The sequence below is a fragment of the Streptomyces sp. MMG1121 genome, assembly GCF_001280015.1.
GTDB lineage: Bacteria > Actinomycetota > Actinomycetes > Streptomycetales > Streptomycetaceae > Streptomyces.
In genome coordinates this window covers 61,836-79,215 of the sequence record NZ_LGDV01000191.1, presented here as the reverse complement: position 1 = coordinate 79,215, position 17,380 = coordinate 61,836, and the positions used below count along the sequence as shown (strand labels likewise).

General features: G+C 68.1%; 15 protein-coding genes and 1 pseudogene. 11 read left to right on the top strand and 5 right to left on the bottom strand.

Features of this window, described 5'->3' with window-relative positions:
• Window positions 1–387: 387 nt before the first annotated feature.
• From ADK64_RS21250 to ADK64_RS43260, 3 genes are all read left to right on the top strand, one after another.
• Complete coding sequence (locus tag ADK64_RS21250) at window positions 388–723, top strand: winged helix-turn-helix domain-containing protein (RefSeq protein ID WP_234384663.1); 336 nt, start codon at window positions 388–390, stop codon at window positions 721–723.
• Window positions 724–881: 158 nt separating this feature from the next.
• Window positions 882–2,129, top strand: coding sequence for a hypothetical protein (locus ADK64_RS21245; RefSeq protein WP_078992764.1), 1,248 nt, complete (start codon window positions 882–884; stop codon window positions 2,127–2,129).
• 19 nt (window positions 2,130–2,148) lie between these two features.
• Window positions 2,149–3,297, top strand: a complete 1,149-nt coding sequence (locus ADK64_RS43260; RefSeq protein ID WP_159046310.1) for a DUF4365 domain-containing protein — start codon at window positions 2,149–2,151, stop codon at window positions 3,295–3,297.
• Window positions 3,298–3,359: 62 nt separating this feature from the next.
• Here the strand turns inward: ADK64_RS43260 and ADK64_RS43255 are convergent, their stop codons facing one another.
• Together ADK64_RS43255 and ADK64_RS21240 are read right to left on the bottom strand one after the other, a co-directional pair.
• Window positions 3,360–4,526, bottom strand: coding sequence for an XRE family transcriptional regulator (locus ADK64_RS43255; protein ID WP_078992762.1), 1,167 nt, complete (start codon window positions 4,524–4,526; stop codon window positions 3,360–3,362).
• Window positions 4,516–5,313, bottom strand: coding sequence for a hypothetical protein (locus ADK64_RS21240; protein WP_053661471.1), 798 nt, complete (start codon window positions 5,311–5,313; stop codon window positions 4,516–4,518). Before ADK64_RS21240 ends, ADK64_RS43255 begins: the two co-directional genes overlap by 11 nt.
• A 1,492-nt stretch (window positions 5,314–6,805) precedes the next feature.
• Here ADK64_RS21240 and ADK64_RS21235 point away from each other — a divergent pair.
• Window positions 6,806–7,990 (top strand): S53 family peptidase, encoded by a 1,185-nt coding sequence (locus ADK64_RS21235; protein ID WP_234384662.1) that lies wholly within the window; start codon window positions 6,806–6,808, stop codon window positions 7,988–7,990.
• A 486-nt stretch (window positions 7,991–8,476) separates the two neighbouring features.
• The gene (locus ADK64_RS21230; protein ID WP_053661351.1) at window positions 8,477–9,001 is read left to right on the top strand and encodes a hypothetical protein; all 525 of its coding nucleotides are present in this window, start codon (window positions 8,477–8,479) and stop codon (window positions 8,999–9,001) included.
• A gap of 84 nt (window positions 9,002–9,085) precedes the next feature.
• On the opposite strand, the gene ADK64_RS21225 is transcribed toward ADK64_RS21230, so the two are convergent.
• Window positions 9,086–10,147 (bottom strand): zinc-dependent alcohol dehydrogenase family protein, encoded by a 1,062-nt coding sequence (locus tag ADK64_RS21225; protein WP_234384661.1) that lies wholly within the window; start codon window positions 10,145–10,147, stop codon window positions 9,086–9,088.
• A 9-nt stretch (window positions 10,148–10,156) separates the two neighbouring features.
• Between ADK64_RS21225 and ADK64_RS43250 the strand changes: the two are divergent.
• Window positions 10,157–10,452 (top strand): annotated as a pseudogene (locus tag ADK64_RS43250) (MFS transporter); the annotation flags it as partial.
• 58 nt (window positions 10,453–10,510) lie between these two features.
• On the opposite strand, the gene ADK64_RS21220 reads toward ADK64_RS43250, so the two are convergent.
• Window positions 10,511–11,485 carry a Ku protein gene (locus ADK64_RS21220; RefSeq protein WP_053661470.1) on the bottom strand — a complete coding sequence of 325 codons (975 nt, stop codon included), beginning with the start codon at window positions 11,483–11,485 and terminating at the stop codon, window positions 10,511–10,513.
• A gap of 43 nt (window positions 11,486–11,528) precedes the next feature.
• On the opposite strand from ADK64_RS21220, the gene ligD reads away from it, so the two are divergent.
• A complete protein-coding gene (ligD, locus tag ADK64_RS21215; RefSeq protein ID WP_053661347.1) occupies window positions 11,529–12,413 on the top strand; it encodes a non-homologous end-joining DNA ligase in 885 nt (294 codons plus the stop codon).
• A gap of 4 nt (window positions 12,414–12,417) precedes the next feature.
• Here the strand turns inward: ligD and ADK64_RS21210 are convergent, their stop codons facing one another.
• Window positions 12,418–13,221: a nuclease-related domain-containing protein gene (locus tag ADK64_RS21210; protein ID WP_053661346.1), complete on the bottom strand. Its 804-nt coding sequence runs from the start codon at window positions 13,219–13,221 to the stop codon at window positions 12,418–12,420.
• Between the two features lie 100 nt (window positions 13,222–13,321).
• On the opposite strand from ADK64_RS21210, the gene ADK64_RS21205 reads away from it, so the two are divergent.
• The 4 genes from ADK64_RS21205 to ADK64_RS21190 all read left to right on the top strand — a co-directional run bounded on the left by ADK64_RS21205 (window position 13,322) and on the right by ADK64_RS21190 (window position 17,363).
• Entirely contained in the window at window positions 13,322–13,831 is a 510-nt protein-coding gene (locus ADK64_RS21205) for a protein-tyrosine phosphatase family protein (protein ID WP_199829669.1), read from the top strand.
• A gap of 111 nt (window positions 13,832–13,942) precedes the next feature.
• A complete protein-coding gene (locus tag ADK64_RS21200; protein WP_053661469.1) occupies window positions 13,943–14,683 on the top strand; it encodes a hypothetical protein in 741 nt (246 codons plus the stop codon).
• Window positions 14,680–15,936 carry a sensor histidine kinase gene (locus tag ADK64_RS21195; RefSeq protein WP_053661341.1) on the top strand — a complete coding sequence of 419 codons (1,257 nt, stop codon included), beginning with the start codon at window positions 14,680–14,682 and terminating at the stop codon, window positions 15,934–15,936. Before ADK64_RS21200 ends, ADK64_RS21195 begins: the two co-directional genes overlap by 4 nt.
• A 65-nt stretch (window positions 15,937–16,001) precedes the next feature.
• Window positions 16,002–17,363: an FtsW/RodA/SpoVE family cell cycle protein gene (locus tag ADK64_RS21190; protein WP_053661339.1), complete on the top strand. Its 1,362-nt coding sequence runs from the start codon at window positions 16,002–16,004 to the stop codon at window positions 17,361–17,363.
• The last annotated feature ends 17 nt before the right edge of the window (window positions 17,364–17,380 follow it).

Genomic DNA, 17,380 nt, shown 5'->3' with positions numbered 1-17,380 from the left:
GCTCGGTGGATGAGTGGCGGCGTGCGCCCCGGGCCGCATTCGATGCGGCACCATCACGGCCGGTCCGGGGCTGGCTGGGTGCGCGGTCTTGCAGCCGCGCGGCCGTCACTTCGGGGGAGACGGCTCAGAGACCCACTTATGCGGCTCCACCAGCAGTGGAGCGTTCTCAAAGAACAACCAGCGCGGGGCCCGCGGCGTGCGACAGAAGCCGCTTTCCGGCTGCCGCGAGCGGCAGCCATACGGGCAATCCCGAGCCATTCGTGCAGGTCAAACAGTTGCCACCCGGAGGTTCCGGGGCCGTGCTGACTAGCTTGCACTAGTCTGCTGTGGTGCACAACCCTTACGAGGTGATGCGCACTAGTTCGCTGTGGTGGGTACCCTCAAGGCATGACTGTCACAGGAGGGCCGAAGCCGAAGGCGGTGCAGGTCGCGGAGGCACTCCGCGACGACATCAAGAAGATGAAGCCGGGGGAGAAACTCCCGTCTCAGCGAGAGCTGATGGACCGCTTCGGGTACGCGAGCCAGACCATCCAGAACGGACTAGCCACGCTCCGTGCCGAAGGGCTGATCGTGTCGGCGGGGAACCTGGGCAACTTCGTCAGCGACGGGTCTGCCCCCAGTGGCAACGTACGCGATGACATCAAGGAGATCCGCTCCCAGCTTCAGGCGTTGACTGAACGGCTCGAAGCTCTGGAAAACCGCTCCGAACCGGGTGGCGCTTGATCTGCAACCAGCATGCGAGTAACGGAGGGTGTGGAGTAAGTGACAGCGGGGGGACGAAGGAACGGAGGAGGGGACATGTCCAGTGACACCCCTCTGTCCCCTTCCCTGTCCCCCCGGTTCGCGCGCGAGACTCGGTGTACGCACTCGGAGGAGGGCACATGACCGACGACAGGCCCGCATGGGCGCGGCGCATCGCGGCTGAACGGACGGCGCGCGACTGGTCGCAACGTGATGCAGTCAGGGCACTGCGGGCGCACGCCCCCACGGAACTGCCGGCAGAAGAAAGCATGATTCGCCAGTGGAAGCGCTGGGAGTCAGGCCAGATGCCGAACGACTTCTACCAACCGATCATCGCGGCCCTCTTCGGCACCGTGACCCACGCGCTCTTCCCAGCACCCTCACGGCGCGACGGGGATAGGGAGATCCTTGCAGCGTCCGGCATGGAGACGCTGGAGATCGTGAGCCGTCTCAATCGGTCCGACGTCGACAACGCCACGCTTGATGCTCTCCGCATCACGACGGACCGGCTCGCTTCGGAGTACCCGTTCATGCCGAGCGAGCAGCTTCTTATCGAGGGGCGGCAGTGGCTTCGCCGCGTTGTCGAGCTTCACACGAAGAGCCTCACGCTCGCGCAGCACCGCGAGGTGCTCGCACTCTCCGGCTGGCTTGCCCTACTGGTCGGCTGTGTCGAGTACGACACAGGCGCCCGGCACGCCGCTGAGTCGACGCGGCAGGCCGCGCTCTCGCTTGCGACCGAGGCTGACCACGTGGAGGTCGCCGGGTGGGCGCACGAGATGCGGGCCTGGTTCGCCCTTACGACCGGCGACTACCGGGGCGTTATCGCGGCAGCGCGGGCCGGAGCCGAGACGGCAGCACACCACGGCGTGGCCGTGCAGCTCGCTGCGCAGGAGGCAAAGGCGTGGGCGCGGATCGGGGACCGCCGACAAGTCGAGGTGGCCTTGGACAAGGGGCGGCGGCTACTCGAAGGGATGCCCTACCCCGAGAACCTGGACAACCATTTCGTTGTGGACCCGGCCAAGTTCGACTTCTACGCGATGGACTGCTACCGCCTCGTCGGTGAAGACAAGCTTGCCCGCACACTCGCCAACGAGGTGTTGAGGGCGGGAACGGACTTCGACGGCACCGAGCGTTCGCCGATGCGCAACGCGGAAGCACGCGTCACGCTCGGAGTCACCGCGGCGCGTGAGGGCGACTTGGAGCAGGCTCTCATCATGGGAGAGCGAGCCCTTGAAGGTGACCGGCAATCTGTGCCCTCGCTCATCATGACCAGCCGAGAACTTGCTGCCGAGATGCGGCGTCGTTACGCCACAGAACCTGCCGCGCAGGACTACCTTGCTCGACTGCAAGCCCTGGGACAGGAGAAGCCGGGCTTCCTTCCCCAGTGAGCGTTATCGGGAGATATTTGTGAGTCATCCGATCGGGCCAAAGATCAAGCCGCAACATCTGATTGGAAACGCAGGAGAATCTCTTGTCCGCCTAACATTCCTCGAAGCCGGCGTGCCGGTGATCAGCGTGGACCAAGGAGATGACTACGGAACTGATCTAATCGCCCAGGTTCCCCACAACGGAACGAATCAGCTGTCCGGCGCACTGGTGAGGATCCAAGTCAAAAGCGGAAGAAATAAATACCATAGGAGCGATGGAACCGGCCGATGTCAGCTTGACGTCGAACACCGATCCTACTACGCAGACGGTCCCATTCCATCGATTCTCATCACGGTGGACCCAGACAGCAGGATAATGCATTGGGGAGATATCACCGAGCAATTGCATCGAAACCGCGATTTGACGGTATTAAGCGCACCGCACCCCTTCAGCATTGAAACAGTCCCTCAGATTCTAAGAGTTGCCAGACAGGCGAGCCCCGGGGACTGGATTTTGGCCCTATCAAACAGCGACCCAGTGGCAAGGAGGATCGCCATCGAGGGCTGCCTACTGACAGCGCCACAAGACGGCAGAGTCCTTGACCTCCTACGGGCCTACACCAGCCGAATGAAAATCGAGGATCTTTCCTTCCTGGCGGCCAGGATCAACGAAGAGGAGAGGAAGCACTTCGGACAGCGGACCCTTATAGATTTTAGTCACCACTGGAATAATGAGCTCGAAGAACTACTTCCCGCGCAGCGTTCAAACTGGGAGCGCCCACCGTATCCACGAGATCTAATCAGACAACTCGTCAACATATTTGAATTCAGCAAGCATGAATTGCTTGAAATAATCGAGAGAAATCAAGAAAAATTCGCTCCAGATCTTCTCGGAGATAGCACACTAGAGTCCGCAGCGTCCATCCTGGATCTACATCCGGCGGAACACGCTGAGAGATTGACAGAAATAGCCATATTTGACAGCGCGCAGGCGGTATCAGATAGTGGGGTGAGTTACCGTAGCCACGCCACTATATTGTTCATGAAAGCTTTTCAACTGGACGCAATCCAGGTGGAGCTTACATGCGAGCGGCACGGAATTCGCGTGATGGACGTCATCGGTGCGACCTTACGCGAGGAGCCAGAACTGGCAGCCGCGATGTGGGCACTGTGGTACAACGCTCTATGAAATACGCCTAGAAGGGAATCGAGGGGCCGGAAGCATTCACCGACCCCTCAAGACGGTCACACTCACACTAGGTGCAGAACCGGACGACTATCAGGCATGCCGAGCAATTCCCTTACACGGGCCGGCTTCCAGGCAAGCTCACGCGCGAGGTCGCGTACGGTTAGATCCTGATCACGCTCCGCGAGTTCGAAAGCTTGCCGCAACATCACGGGCTGCTCTCCGGGGAATCCACTAACCGGTTCGGCGGAGAAACCAGGTTGGCCAGCCAGTGCATTCAGGCGCTGGTAAGCCCGACTTGCCGTGGCCTCTGAGGCTAGCCCGAGCTCCCGGCACCGGTAAATCAACGACTTAACTGACACACCCCATGTACGCGAGAGGTCGGCCAGCTGCGCTAGATCCATCCTCCGCGGCAGCAGAGGAAGAATGCTGGTCCGAGGCGTCAAGAACTCCGCAGCAAACGCGTCAGCTTCACGTTCTTGACGAGCATCTCCTGTAGACGCCGCATGAAGCACCAAGTGACCGAGCTCGTGAGCTGCACTAAATCGATGCCGATACACGTCGTCTGCGCGGTTCGGCGTAAGGACGACCAGGGGACGAGGAAGGCCCCCGCTCGCAAAAGCGTCGATCTTCGCAGTCGCTTGGTCTGCCTCTGGCGGGGTGACAACCACAACTCCGTGGGCTTCCATTTGTCGGATCAGGTGCCGGACTGGGCCCTTCCCCAGCTGCCAGCGTTTCCGCAGTTCGCGCGCAGCACCAACGGGTTCGGCCGGGATCTCCGTCCCAGGATGGATCTCTCCGCCGGTAAAGCCTGGCACATCAACAAGAGGCAGCCGTACGCGCTTTTCAAGCGCGTACGTGAGCTCCCACGTCTGCCCGGCAAAGCCCAGAGCTCTATTACGCTGTGCCCCACTGGTGGAGCGCAATACCCGGAAGTGAGCCATGGATGTGTCTAGCTTGCCCATCGGACGACCCGCCAGGAAGAACTGGACGGGCACGTCCAGAACCTCGGCCAATCGTGGAATCAGCCCGACACGAGGCTTGCTACTCCCTGTCTCGTACTGCCCAACGGCAGCAGGTGATACGCCGATCCCTTCCGCAACCTCCTTCTTCGTCAGCCCGGCAAGGTGACGTGCTTGAGTCAGCCTGGGCGGGTGGAAGCCGTCCCAAACGGCTTTCAGCGTTGTGTCGTCCAGACCCAGTCCGGGGATCGTTGGATAGTCAGCCCTCATCGCTCTCAGCAGAGTCGTCCTCAGTCTCTTCAGCCGCTTCCGTCGTCGGTGGAGTCCCAAGCTTTCGCTCTTCGTCACTACGACCAGTCATCGGCACCTCCGGCAGGTCACCGGAGTCGAAGCGTTCATCATCCGCGTTCAGGTCAAGCACAGCGAACAGGGGGGTGCCTTCCGGCGCGGTGATCAGTGACCGCTCAGTCATCCACCCAAGGGTGCCAGTCTCATCCAGCAGCTCAGCCTTGCCCCACCAGGCGCGCTTGAGGCCGGAGCGGTCCATCTCGTAGACCACCAGAACCAGTTGTGGGCGCGGGTCCCGCCCTGCAAGTTCTGCGAGCGAGGGGCGCAGGACCTGCTCAGGAACTGCCAGATCAGGCAACGGATCCGCGACCCAGAGCTTCTCGGATGGACTGGTAGCTGCAAAGATCTCCTTTACGACTCCCGAGAGATCCCTGTTCCGCGGCCAGTGACTGGCCGGCTCCGTGCCATCCACCTCAGCGCAGACGGGGAACAGCACGGTGTTGTGAACGAGCGGAAGCTTGTACCAGGTACCGGTTTTCACTATCTCGGTGCCTTCAACCCCCAGGTCGAGGATGCGCTCAACGAGCCTCTCGAACTGATTGGTCATCCGTGCGCCACCAGGAGCGAACCCGTACTTCGACCGGGCCGCAGCGCGCACGTCGAGCGTTGCCTCTTGAGTGTCTTCCAGCGCCCACCAGACGGCGGCGCGGATGGCATCGGCATCGTCGCCGTACTGGTCACGAGCCCACTGAGGGACCGAGCTGTCCACGTACCACTCCCATCTGAAACTAGCGGTTAGCCAAGAACCATACACCCCACACTTCAGTTGATCATGAATTCCTTGCACTAATGGTTTAGGAAGGGTCTCTGAGGGCTCTCCAGGGGAGCGCGTTCGCGTAGCCGGACTGGGCTCGCGATCCGACGCGGCGGGGGTCAAGCAGGGGGCCAAATGCCGCAGCCGCCCCGGGATCGCGGCGGACAGTGACGGACTGTGGCGGAGGTAAACGGGCAGGCCAATGGTCCGGGCACGAGGTTGGACAGGCCTCAATCGCGTTCGGGACTAAGAGGTTGTCGGGCCGTCTGTGGGCCGTCGAACGGCGGCCCAAGGCGATCAACGACATTCAATGACGACCGCTCGGCCCCGGCCAACGCTGCGCTGGCAGCGATCACGTGAGGTCGCTTCTAGGCCGCGCCACTCCCTCCGCAACAAGCGGCATGAAGCGGCGCTCCGAGCCGCGGACAGAGATGCCGCAGCTGGCCGGCGCCTGTACCAACAGGGGGGGGTGGAAGCCGTCCTGTGCACGGTATGCGATAGAGATAGAGCCGAGGGATGACTTCTATGGTCATACGTGCAGGTCAGAGCCAGTGCCGACACGGTTTGAAGCATGCCCTCCGGAGCCGTGTGCGCAGGTTCGAATCCTGCCGGGGGCACCCAACATGAGTGCCCAAAGACCCCGTCACCAGCGGAAACGCTGAGGTCGGGGTCTTCGCGTTTGTGCAGGCGTATGTCGCTCGGAGCGGGTGTATGCCGGGGTCTGTGGACGAGGCGTGGACGGGATCTTGGAGTGTCCTCCGAGGTCAGTCGCCACATTCGACGGACCGTCAGCTGCGTCCGGCTGCCCCTCCGAGGGCTCCGACGCCACCGACCGCTCCGCTCGGCACCAAGTGGCCGCGTGGCGCCATGTCCGACTCCAGCGACCCCCGATCCCGCTCACGGGCCGCCCGCTCCTCGATGGTCAGATCGTGATGTATCTCATGAAGCGGTCAGAAGCGACTTATCTCGCGAAACCGACACAGCGGGCATCGAACTGGTCGCGACTCCCGCAGGAGGCAACCCGGCACACGAAGGCCCCGCTGCCACCTGGACCGAAGCCGCGCGACAGCCAGGCCGGCATGCGCACCCTCGATGGGTTGCCCAGGCCCTGCGGGACGCCCTCGGCATGGACATAGGGCATCGAATCGGATGAAGCAGTGAAAAGCCACACAAGGGAAATCCCTTGCCTCATGGACGGCCTCGGGATGGGATCGCACTCCACGGCCGAGCGTGGCCTGGTCCACTACGAGGAGCATCTATGCGCAGGATTCATGCGCGGCGGCGCACTGCGGTCGCCGCAGCCTGGGTCACCAGCCTCACCAGTTTCGCCGCGATAGCAGGACTTTTGTCTGGTTCTGTCGCCGTCGCTGCACCCGTGCGACCGGCGCAAGAAGTCAAGCCCGTGCCGGCGGCCGGGCAGCAATCGAAGAGCGGGGCCGGCAGCCTGATGAGCACTGCGCAGTGCCGGGCGACGTGGGGGTTCGACTGCTACAACGCGATCCAGTACCGCCAGGCGTACGACCTGAACCCGCTGTACCAGGCAGGGGTGACCGGCAAGGGGCGCACGATCGTGATCGTGGATCCGTTCGGCTCGCCGACCATCCAGAAGGACCTGGATGTCTACAGCGCCCGGTTCGGCATGAAGAGCACCCATGTCGACGTGGTCAAGTGGGGCAACGTCCCGCGCTTCGATCCCGGTGACGCCGACCAGATCGGCTGGGCCGGTGAGACCACCCTCGACGTGGAGATGGCGCATGCCGTCGCCCCGGACGCGCACATCGTCCTGGCGGAGACCGGGGTCGGCCGGATCGGGGACGGCACCACCGGCCTGCGAGAGGTCATGGACGCCGAGAAATCGCTCATCGACCGCGGCGTGGGCGATGTGATCAGCCAGAGCTGGGGCGTGGCGGAGAACAACTTCCCCGGCTTCAGCAAGGGTGACTTCTCCAGCATCCAGAACCTGCGGTACGCCTTCAAGGACGCGGCCAAGCACGGTGTGACCGTCACCGACGCTTCCGGCGACAGCGGACCCACCGGCACCACCGCGAACGGCCAGACAACCTATCCGTACAGGGTCAACGCCTGGCCGACTGACGACCCCCTGGTGGTCTCGCTCGGCGGCACCCAGCTGCACCTGGATGCCAAGGGCGACCGCATCGCGCCGGACAGCGTCTACAACGACCACGGCGCCAGCGGCGGCGGCCAGTCCCACGTCTTCGCCCGTCCCTCGTATCAGAACGGGGTGGTCGACAGTCACCGCAGCACCCCGGACGTCTCCATGTCCGCCTCCCTGAAGGGCGGCGGGTGGGTGTACTCCAGCTACGACCCGAAGAGGGTCGGCTGGGACGTCTACGTCGGCACCAGCGAGGCCAGCCCGCTCTTCGCGGGCATCGTGGCCCTGGCCGACCAGGTCGCCGGGCACCGGCTGGGGGACATCCACCAGGCGCTGTACTCGCTGTACGCGCAGTCCTCGTCGAACCCGTCCACCGGGATCGTGGACGTCAAGGACGGCACGAACAACAGCTACGCGGGAGTCACCGGCTACACCGCGGTGAAGGGCTACGACATGGCGACCGGTGTCGGAACGATCGACGCGGCCCGCTTCGTCCCGGCCCTCGCCAAGGAGGGCTGACCGCATCCTGCCCCCGAGGCGCGGGCGCCCGGCGTACCACTGCCGGGCCCGCGCCGGGACGGCGGCTCGTATCCGCAGACGTAAGCCGCCGGAAGTGACCGTATGCCGGGGTCTGTGCACGAGGCGTGGACGGGATCTTGGAGCGTCGCTGCAGGCGAGGTCCAGGAAACGGCGAGGCCCGCGCCACCGCCAGGCACCCCGCCCCGCACGAATCAGCACGCCGCGGGGGCCGGCAGCGGGCGTCCACGAGGACCGCCGGCACTCCGCCGAGGCGACCGACTCGGGCCTGGTCCCAAGCCTGCCGATGGCGAGCGACGCTTGGCCGGACTGCCGCATTCGCTGCCTGAGCAGCGCTCTAAGATCAACCGTCCAGTAGACCCGCGCCGTCTCTCCGGCGTCCCCTCGGGGCGTGCGGGGTGTCCGCGTGGTTCAGCCATCGGTCGCAGACCGGTTACCGCCGGGACAACACGCCCAGAGGACGATTTCTTGATCCAGTTCAGCCTCACTGACATCACGTCGCTGCCCGAGATCGACGCTCTCGGACGCCCCTGCTACGGCTGGCGTGACGGCATGGCGCCGGAGATCACCTACGCCCTCAACCGCGGTTGCTGGGAGCTGGGTGAGGAAGCGGACCGGCACACGATCGCGCTTTTCGCCTCGACCGGTGACGGCATCGTGCGCCTGGCGGTTGAGGTAGACCGCGTTGAGGATGCCGGCCACGCCCCAAGCGGACGCAGGACGCGAGCGATCGTGGGCCGTGTCCTTGAAGCCGGTCACCCCATCCATGACCGGTACGTGGGTGAAAAGGCCCCCGAGCAGCTCACCGTGACCTTCCGGTACGTCACGGCAGAGTGCCGCCATCTCGAGAGCCGTACCGGGAACGCCTGCACCAGCGGGGCGAAGTGGATCGTGACCCCCGACGGCGATCAGCCGGAGTACGTCGCCTGTGGTCAGCACGTGACAGCACCGATCGGCGACGACATGGCGTTCCATGTGCGACCGATGAAGTGACCCGCTCGCGCTCTCTGGTCCCCTCCCACCGAGCCCATGTGGAATTCCTGGATGGGTTGTTGTCTCTCGGCGTTCGCGGCACGCCTAGCACAGCCCGTCCGCCGAGCGTCTTCCGTCCCGGCCGTCTTCGAAGACGAAGAGTGGTTTGCCGCCGTGTGCGGGCGCTTCGGCGAGTGAGACGGCTTCGGCGAAGCGTTCGAGCGGGAACGGCCGGCCTTGGGGGATGGTCAGCACCCCATCGGCCACGAGGCTGCGCACCTCGGACAGCGCGCGCAACGCATCCGCAGGTGAGGCAGTGCCGAACCAGAGGTTCAGCCAGAAGCCGCGGACCGCCTTGGTCTCGTAGATGACCGAGCGCGCCTGCAGCGGGATCGTCAGCGCCGCCGGGTCGGTCTGCCGATGGGTGGAGAGCGCGCCGTAGACCACGACCTCTCCTCCCGGAGCCAACGCCTGGGACACCTCGGCACCCACGTGGCCCGCGACGCAGTCGAGGGCCTTGCGCACGCCGGCCGGTCCTGCGATCTCGGCCACGCGCTGCACCAGGTCCTCGTCCTCGGTGCACACGACCTCGTCGCCGCCGCATGCCTTGATCTCCTCGACGGCATCGCGCCGCCGCACCACGTTGATCGTGCGCGTACCCAGATGCCCGGCCAACTGGATGACGAGGCGGCCGACGGTGGAGCCCGCGGCGGTCTGCAACAACCATTCGCCCTGCTGTACGTCGAGTTCGCGAGTCACCAGGAGCAGCGCGGTCAACGGGTTGACAGCGAGTTGACAGGCACTGGAGTCGCTCAGCCGGTCGGGGACCGGAAGAAGCCTGTGCCTGTCGGCGACAAGGTATTCCTGCCACGTGCCGGCCACACGCGGCCCTGGTACCGCAGGGACAGCGGCGACCACCACGCGCTCGCCGATGTTCAGCCCCGCAGTATCCGGGCCCAGGGCCTCGATACGGCCCACGCATTCCATGTTCCCCCCGACAGCGGGAAATCCGGGGGAGAAACCGTAGCGGCCACGCAGCACATGCAGGTCGCTGGCGTGAATCGGAGTCGCCTTCACCCGGATCAACGCCTGACCGGATCCCGGTGTGGGAACAGGCCGGGTTTCCAGCCGAAGGACATCGCCCGGCTCACCGGCCTCCTGGGCCACGAGCGCGGCGCCGCCGCGCTGCTGGCCGGCGCGGGCCAGGGCATGGGCCGGCTGGCGGCCTGTCCCTCCTGAACTCCGCCGTCCCGGCGACCCGCCTGGCCGAGGCGAACGCGGCCCTCAACATCGGCGGCTACCTCCCCGCCGGCCTCCCCGCCGGCCTCCTCCCGGTCACCGCGGGCCATCTGAGCGACGCGGTGGGACTGACGACCGGCACGACGGCCTTCGGCGTGACGCTGGCGGCGTCGGCCGTCGCCGGGGGTGTGCTGGTGCTGGCCGGGCGACGGGGGCGCGCCTGGAACGGCTGACCGGTGGGGCCGACGGCACCGCAGTTCTCCCGGCGGACGGGCTCGCCCCTCATGCCCCTCACGCAGACCGCTTGCGCGACGCCGCCTTCTTCGCCGTCGTCTTCTTCGCGGCAGACTTCACAGCAGACTTCGCGGCGGACTTCGCAGTCGACTTCTTCGCAGCCGAAGCCTTCTTCGCCGTGGCGGTCGTCTTCTTGGCCGGCGCCTTCTTCCGGGGCAACGCCCTGACCTCCGCCTCGCCCCCGGACACCGCCTCGCCCCGGGATTCGCGCGCCGCCCGCACGCTGCTCTCCAGCGCCGCCATCAGATCGAGCACCTTGCCCCCGGCAGCCGGTTCCGGAACCTGCGGCGGGGCCTCGCCGGAGGCCTTCGCGGCGATGACCTCCTCCAGCGCCTCCCGGTACTCGTCGTGCAGATCGTCGAGGTCGACCTCGCCGAGGGTGTCCATCAGGGCGTCGGCGAGATCGAGTTCCTTGTCCCGGACGGTGACGTCCGTGTCCGGGGCCACGCCTTCGGGGGCGCGGACCTCGTCCGGCCAGAGCAGGCCGTGCATGGCGATGGCGTCGCCGACCACCCGCAGCATGCCGAGCCGTTCCCGGCCGCGCAGGGCGTACTTGGTGATGGCGACCTTGTTGCTGCGTTTGAGGGCCTCGCGCAGCAGGACGTACGGCTTGGCGGCCGGGACTCCGCCCGCCGCGAGGTAGTAGGCCGCGTCCATCTGGAGCGGGTCGATCCGGTCGGCCGGCACGAAGGCCACGATCTCGATCGTGCGGGCGGTCGGGATGGGCAGCTGGGAGAGGTCGTCGTCGGTGATCGGGATGATCGTGCCGTCCGCGTCCTCGTACCCCTTGCCGATCTCGGCCTGGCTGACCTCGCGGTCCTCCAGTTCGCACACCTTGCGGTAGCGGATGCGCCCGTTGTCCTCCGTGTGGATCTGGCGGAAGGAGATCGCGTGGCTCTCCGTGGCGTTCACCAGCTTGATCGGGATGCTGACGAGACCGAAGGAGATGGCGCCGTTCCATATCGACCGCACGTGCCACACCCACCCTTCCCGTTTCATCTGGGATTGTCATCGTATGACGCCTATCACGGAGGTGGAGGGGCGGCGGGTCGCGCTCAGCAACCTGGAGAAGGTGCTGTATCCGCAGACCGGCTTCACCAAGGCGGAGCTGGTGCACTACTACGCGACCAGTGCCGGGGTGCTGCTGCCGCATCTGCGCGACCGGGCCGTGTCCTTCCTGCGCTATCCGGACGGCCCGCAGGGGCAGCTGTTCTTCACCAAGAACGTGCCGCCGGGTACGCCCGAGTGGGTCATGACCGCCGAGGTGCCGCGAGCGGAGGGGCCGGCCCGGATGGTCGTCGTACAGGATCTGGCCAGTCTCGTCTGGGCGGCGAACCTCGTCACCGAGTTCCATACGCATCAGTGGCTGGTGCAGGCTCCGGACCGGGCCGACCGGCTCGTCATCGACCTCGACCCCGGACCGCCCGCGACCGTCGTCCACTGCTGCGAGGTGGCCCTGTGGCTGCGCGAGCGGCTCGCGGCGGACGGGATCGCGGCGTACCCGAAGACGGCCGGGTCGAAGGGGCTGCACCTGCTGGCGGCGGTGCGCGGCGGGTCGCCCGACGAAGCGAGCGCGTACGCCAAGGAGCTGGCCGTGGCGGCCGAGCGGGCGCTGCCCCGGCTGGTGGTGCACCGGATGACGAAGAGCCTCAGGCCGGGGAAGGTGTTCGTCGACTGGAGCCAGAACGCCGCCCGCAAGACGACGGCCGCGCCCTACACGCTGCGCGCCCGCCCGGCCCCCTTCGTATCGGCTCCGGTCACCTGGGAGGAGGTCGCGGACTGCCGCCGCCCGGCCCAGCTGGAGTTCGAGGCGGGCGAGATGGCGGCGCGGCTGCGGGAGCACGGCGATCTGATGGCCCCCCTGCTGGACCCGGAGGCGGCCGCCGCACTGCCCCGCTGAGCCGCTACACCCTCCCCCAGGTGGTGCGGTCCCGTGCCATCCCGTGCAGGGCCTCCACGTCCGCCGGCTTCAGCACCCCGCCGAGCCGGACCAGGCCCGTCAGCTCGGTGTCCTGGACGATCCGTACCGCGCGCGGCGCGGCGGTGACGGTCACCTCGGCGGGACCCGCCAGGGCCAGCACCGGGCGCACCTCGGCGGTCAGGGCGTAGGAGGCCCGGTCGGCCTCCGCGCGCAGCCGGCGCAGCAGCGGCTCGGCCTCGCGGCGGCCCACGGTGACCATCGGGTCGGCGACCAGGATCCGGCTCTTGCGGGCGTACAGGGCGTGTACGGCGAACAGGCCGCCGGGGCCGAGCAGCAGATGGTGGATGCGGTCGCCGCCGGGCAGCGGGACGGAGTGCAGGGTGTGCCAGCCGGCGCCCTCCAGGGCGTCCAGGGCCTGGCCGACGGCCTGCTCGGCGGCGAGGGCGCGGCGGCGCGGGTCGGGGCGCAGCCAGCGGGCGGGGCCGGGGTCGCGGTCGAGGGCGACGAGCAGGGCCTCGCCGGGACGGTTGGGCGCCAGGTCGTCGTCCGGGTGCAGGGTCAGCCGGGCCAGTTCCGCAGGGGTCGGGACCGGGGGTGGGCCCACGGTCACCGGGCCGGTCAGAAAGGGCTTCAGGGCTTCGAGTACGTCGTCCCTGCTGTCCTCGCCGAGCAGGTTGACCCGGCCCGTCTCCCGGTCGTACCAGGCGACATTGCCGCCGTCCGGCCGGCGGACGTACAGCCGTTCCCGGCCGTGCCGAACGGCCGGCACCACGCGCAGTGCGCTCATGCGCCATCACCCCTCGACCATGGGACCAGGCGGGGTGCTCCCGGGGCAAGACCGGTTACCTTGGAGGACGGCCCCGCGAGGAGGAGTTGGGGAGGCGCCGTTGCGGATCCGCGGAAGGCAGCCCGACGTACCGGCTCCCGAGCGTCCGTGGAGCGAGATCGTGCCCGGCCTGTGGATGGGCGGGCACGTGTTCCGGGGCCGTTTCGGGCAAGCGGAGTCGGCGGTCGTACGCGACGAGTTCGACGTGGTGCAGTCACTGTTACGGCTGCCGGGGTACGGCCCCGATCCGGGCGTCGAGCACCATGTGTGGCCGATTCCCGACGGCCCGCTGGACGGAACGCAGCTCGCCGGGGTGATGAGGCTGGCCCGGGCGGTGAACGAGGCGCTGGACGCCGGGCGCCGGGTGCTCGTGCGCTGCTACCACGGGTACAACCGGTCCGGCCTGGTCATCGCGCACGCCCTGGTCGAGCACGGCCGCTGCTCGCCGGACGAGGTGATCCAGCTGATCCGGGCCCGGCGCTCGGCCTGGGCGCTGCACAACGAGCTGTTCGTGGAGTACCTGCGCGCGGGACTGCCGACCGTTCGACTGCTGGAGGAACTGGCCGAGTAGCCTCTCTCCCAGCGTCGCCCCCGGGGCGCAAAAAGGACTAACCTACGAAATTTCGATTCTACGAATAAGGTGTACGGGGTCCCGCCCGACCCCGACGCCCCCAGGAGCACCGTGCCAGCCCGCCGTCCCGCGCGCACCGCCCTCACCGCGGTCGTCGTCGCCCTGCTGTCGATGACGGCCGCGGCCTGCGGGGACCGGGGCGGACTGCGGGCCGCCGGGCCGACCCCGACCGCGGTCAGCCCGGCCAAGCTCTGGCCCGACCTCCGGCCGGCGTCCAGTCCGGCCTACCCCTACGCCGTATCGACCCGGGTGGTCGTCAAGGGCGTCAAGGTCCCCGGTGACGACATCCGCAAGGTGGACCCGGTCGACGTGGTCGAGGCGGAGATCAAGGCGACCCCGGACGACTACGGGTCCAAGGGGGCGTACCACGCGACCGTGGACCGGCTGGAGGACTGCCGGCCCGGCGGCGACAAGGCGCGCTGCCCGCTGCTGAAGCCGAACTACCGGGACCTGACGGGCGACGGCCGGGACGACATGACGCTCGGCTTCCGGCTCTATCCGACCAACCAGACCGCCGTGCGGGTCTACACCGTCGAGAAGCACCACCTGGTGCAGGTGCTGGCCGACAACGACGCGATCCTCGGGGTGGAGCTGGCCGGCCGGACGCTGATCGAGCGCTCCCCGGCGGACATCTCCGGCTACGAGTACCGCACGACCTGGGAGTGGGACCCGGGGCAGCGGGCGATGGTGTTCTCGCGCGACGAGTACCTGCACACCGGTGACGGCCGCAAGGCCACGAAGCCGTCCGCGTCCGCCTCCCCGTCGGCCACCCCTTCGGCGAGCAGCCGGTGAAGCCCGGTCTGCCCCGGTGGGCCGGGGCGCTCGCCGTGAAGGCGGCCGCGTTCATCACGGTGATGTGCTGTGCGCTGGCCGCGCTGCTCGGCGTCCTGGTGCACGTCTCGGTGACCAACCAGACCGTCGGCCAGGCCCGCGGCCTCGCGCTGTCCCGCCTCGCGGACGCCACCCAGGCCTACGAGGCCGGGGACACGCTGCTGCCGGGCGCCGGGGTCGACCCCGAGGGGCTGCCCCCGGCCCTGCGGACGCTGGCGGCCTCCGGTGAGCGCGGCACGATCGTCTCCCAGCACCGGGGGCGCCCGACCATGTGGGCGGCGGGCCCGGTGGCCGGGCACCGGGCGCTGGCCGTGGAGGTCGACTACTCGCAGCAGTCCCGCACCATCGCCGGTCTCGACAAGTCGATCCTGTGGTCGTCGGGGCTCGCGATCGGGGCGACGGTGCTGGTCGGCGTGTTCGCGGTGACCCGGGTGACCCGGCGGCTGCACGCCACCGCGCGCGTGGCCCGGCGGATCAGCACGGGCGACCTGGACGCGCGCGTGGACGACCCGCTGACGAAGGACACCTCCCGGCCGCAGGACGAGGTGGCCGCGGTCGCCGCGGCCCTGGACATCATGGCCTCCACGCTGCAGAGCAAGCTGCTGAGCGAGCAGCGGTTCACCGCGGACGTGGCACACGAGCTGCGCACCCCGCTGACCGGGCTGCACGCGGCGGCGGAGCTGCTGCCGCCGAGCCGGCCGACGGAGCTGGTGCGGGACCGGGTGGCGGCGCTGCGCACGCTCACCGAGGACCTGCTGGAGATCTCCCGGCTGGACACCGGCCGGGAGAGGCTGGAGGTGGGCACCGAGGAGCTGGGGGCGCTGGCCCGGCGCGTGGTGCGGGCTTCCGGCACCGAGACGGAGGTGCGGGTCGTACGCAACGCGCGCGTGGAGACCGACCGGCGCCGTCTGGAGCGGGTGCTGGGGAATCTGGTGGCCAACGCGCACAAGCACGGCGGCCCGCCGGTGGTGCTGACGGTGGACGGCCCCGTGGTGACCGTGCGGGATCACGGGGAGGGGTATCCGCGGTACCTCGTGGCGCACGGTCCGCAGCGGTTCCGCACGGAGGGCGGGGCCACGGGACACGGGCTCGGGCTGACCATCGCGTTGGGACAGGCGGAGGTGCTGGGCGCTCGGCTGGTGTTCGGGAACGCGGTGGACGGCGGGGCCGTCGCCACGTTGATCCTGCCCGTGGACGAATCCCCGCACCCCTGACAGCGCGCCACGCTGGTGTGAGCGGGCACGGCACACAAGACGTCCCGTTTGGGTAGGTTCCGGGCATGACCAAGGCCGGAATCACCGTGGCGGCGGCGCAGGCTCCCGCACCCGTCGCACGCCTCCCCCGGCGCCGTGGCATCGAACTCGCCCTGATCGTGCTGGCCGTCCTGCTGTCCGTGGACGGCTACTGCGCGGTGGGACTCGCGCGGACCGGCACCGTCCCGCCCGGCGCCGCCGGTTACGGCGCCGGGCTCGGGGTGCTCGCCCTGTTCGCGCATCTCGTCGTACGGCTGCGGGCGCCGTACGCCGACCCGCTGCTCCTGCCGATCGGTGTGCTGCTCAACGGGATCGGCCTGGTCCTGATCTACCGGCTGGACCTGGAGACCCCGAACGACCGGGCGGCGCCCGCCCAGCTGGTGTGGTCCACGCTGGGCGTGGCGCTGTTCCTCGTCGTCGTGACGGTGCTGCGCGACCACCGGGCGCTCCAGCGGTACGCGTACGTGTGCGTGGTCGCCGCGCTCGCCCTGCTCCTGCTGCCGATCCTCTTCCCGGCCGTCAACGGCGCCCGGATCTGGATCCGGATCGCCGGGTTCTCCTTCCAGCCGGGCGAGTTCGCGAAGGTGCTGCTCGCGGTGTTCTTCGCCGCCTACCTGGCCGCCAACCGCAACGCGCTCGCGTACACGGGCCGCCGGCTGTGGCGGCTGCAGTTCCCGACCGGGCGGGTGCTCGGCCCGATCGTGACGATCTGGCTGCTGAGCGTCGGGGTGCTGGTCCTGGAACGGGATCTGGGCACCTCGCTGCTGTTCTTCGGGCTGTTCGTGGTGCTGTTGTACGTCGCCACCGGGCGCACCGGCTGGATCGCGGTGGGGCTGCTGCTCGCCGTGCTCGGGGCGGTGGCGGTCGGGCGGCTGGAGCCGCATGTGAACCAGCGGATCGAGGACTGGCTGCATCCCTTCGCCACGATCGAGGCCGGGCAGGGCCCCAATCAGCTCTCCCAGTCGCTGTTCGCGTTCGCGGCGGGCGGGGTGCTCGGCACCGGGCTCGGGCTCGGGCACTCCGTCCTGATCGGCTTCGCGGTCAAGTCGGACTTCATCCTGGCCACGGCGGGCGAGGAGTTGGGGCTGGCCGGTCTCGCGGCGCTCTTCCTGCTCTACGCGCTGCTGGTGGAGCGCGGCTACCGGGCCGGCCTCGCCCTGCGCGAGCCGTTCGGCCGGCTGCTCGCCGTCGGCCTCGCCTCGATCCTGGCGCTCCAGGTGTTCGTGATCGCGGGCGGGGTGACCGGGCTGATCCCGCTGACCGGCATGGCGATGCCGTTCCTCGCCCAGGGCGGCTCCTCGGTGGTCACCAACTGGGCGATCGTGGCACTGCTGATCCGGGTGAGCGACTCGGCCCGCAGCCAGTACGACGGGCAGGAGGCCCCGTGAGCGACTACGGCGGCGGG

Bases quoted from the DNA above. Each gene is read 5' to 3' on its own strand.
- ADK64_RS21190 (WP_053661339.1), top strand. From the start codon at position 16,002: ATGACCAAGGCCGGAATCACCGTGGCGGCGGCGCAGGCTCCCGCACCC.
- ADK64_RS43255 (WP_078992762.1), bottom strand. From the start codon at position 4,526: ATGAGGGCTGACTATCCAACGATCCCCGGACTGGGTCTGGACGACACA.
- ligD (WP_053661347.1), top strand. From the start codon at position 11,529: ATGACGCCTATCACGGAGGTGGAGGGGCGGCGGGTCGCGCTCAGCAAC.
- ADK64_RS21210 (WP_053661346.1), bottom strand. From the start codon at position 13,221: ATGAGCGCACTGCGCGTGGTGCCGGCCGTTCGGCACGGCCGGGAACGG.
- ADK64_RS21245 (WP_078992764.1), top strand. From the start codon at position 882: ATGACCGACGACAGGCCCGCATGGGCGCGGCGCATCGCGGCTGAACGG.
- ADK64_RS21250 (WP_234384663.1), top strand. From the start codon at position 388: ATGACTGTCACAGGAGGGCCGAAGCCGAAGGCGGTGCAGGTCGCGGAG.
- ADK64_RS21235 (WP_234384662.1), top strand. From the start codon at position 6,806: ATGAGCACTGCGCAGTGCCGGGCGACGTGGGGGTTCGACTGCTACAAC.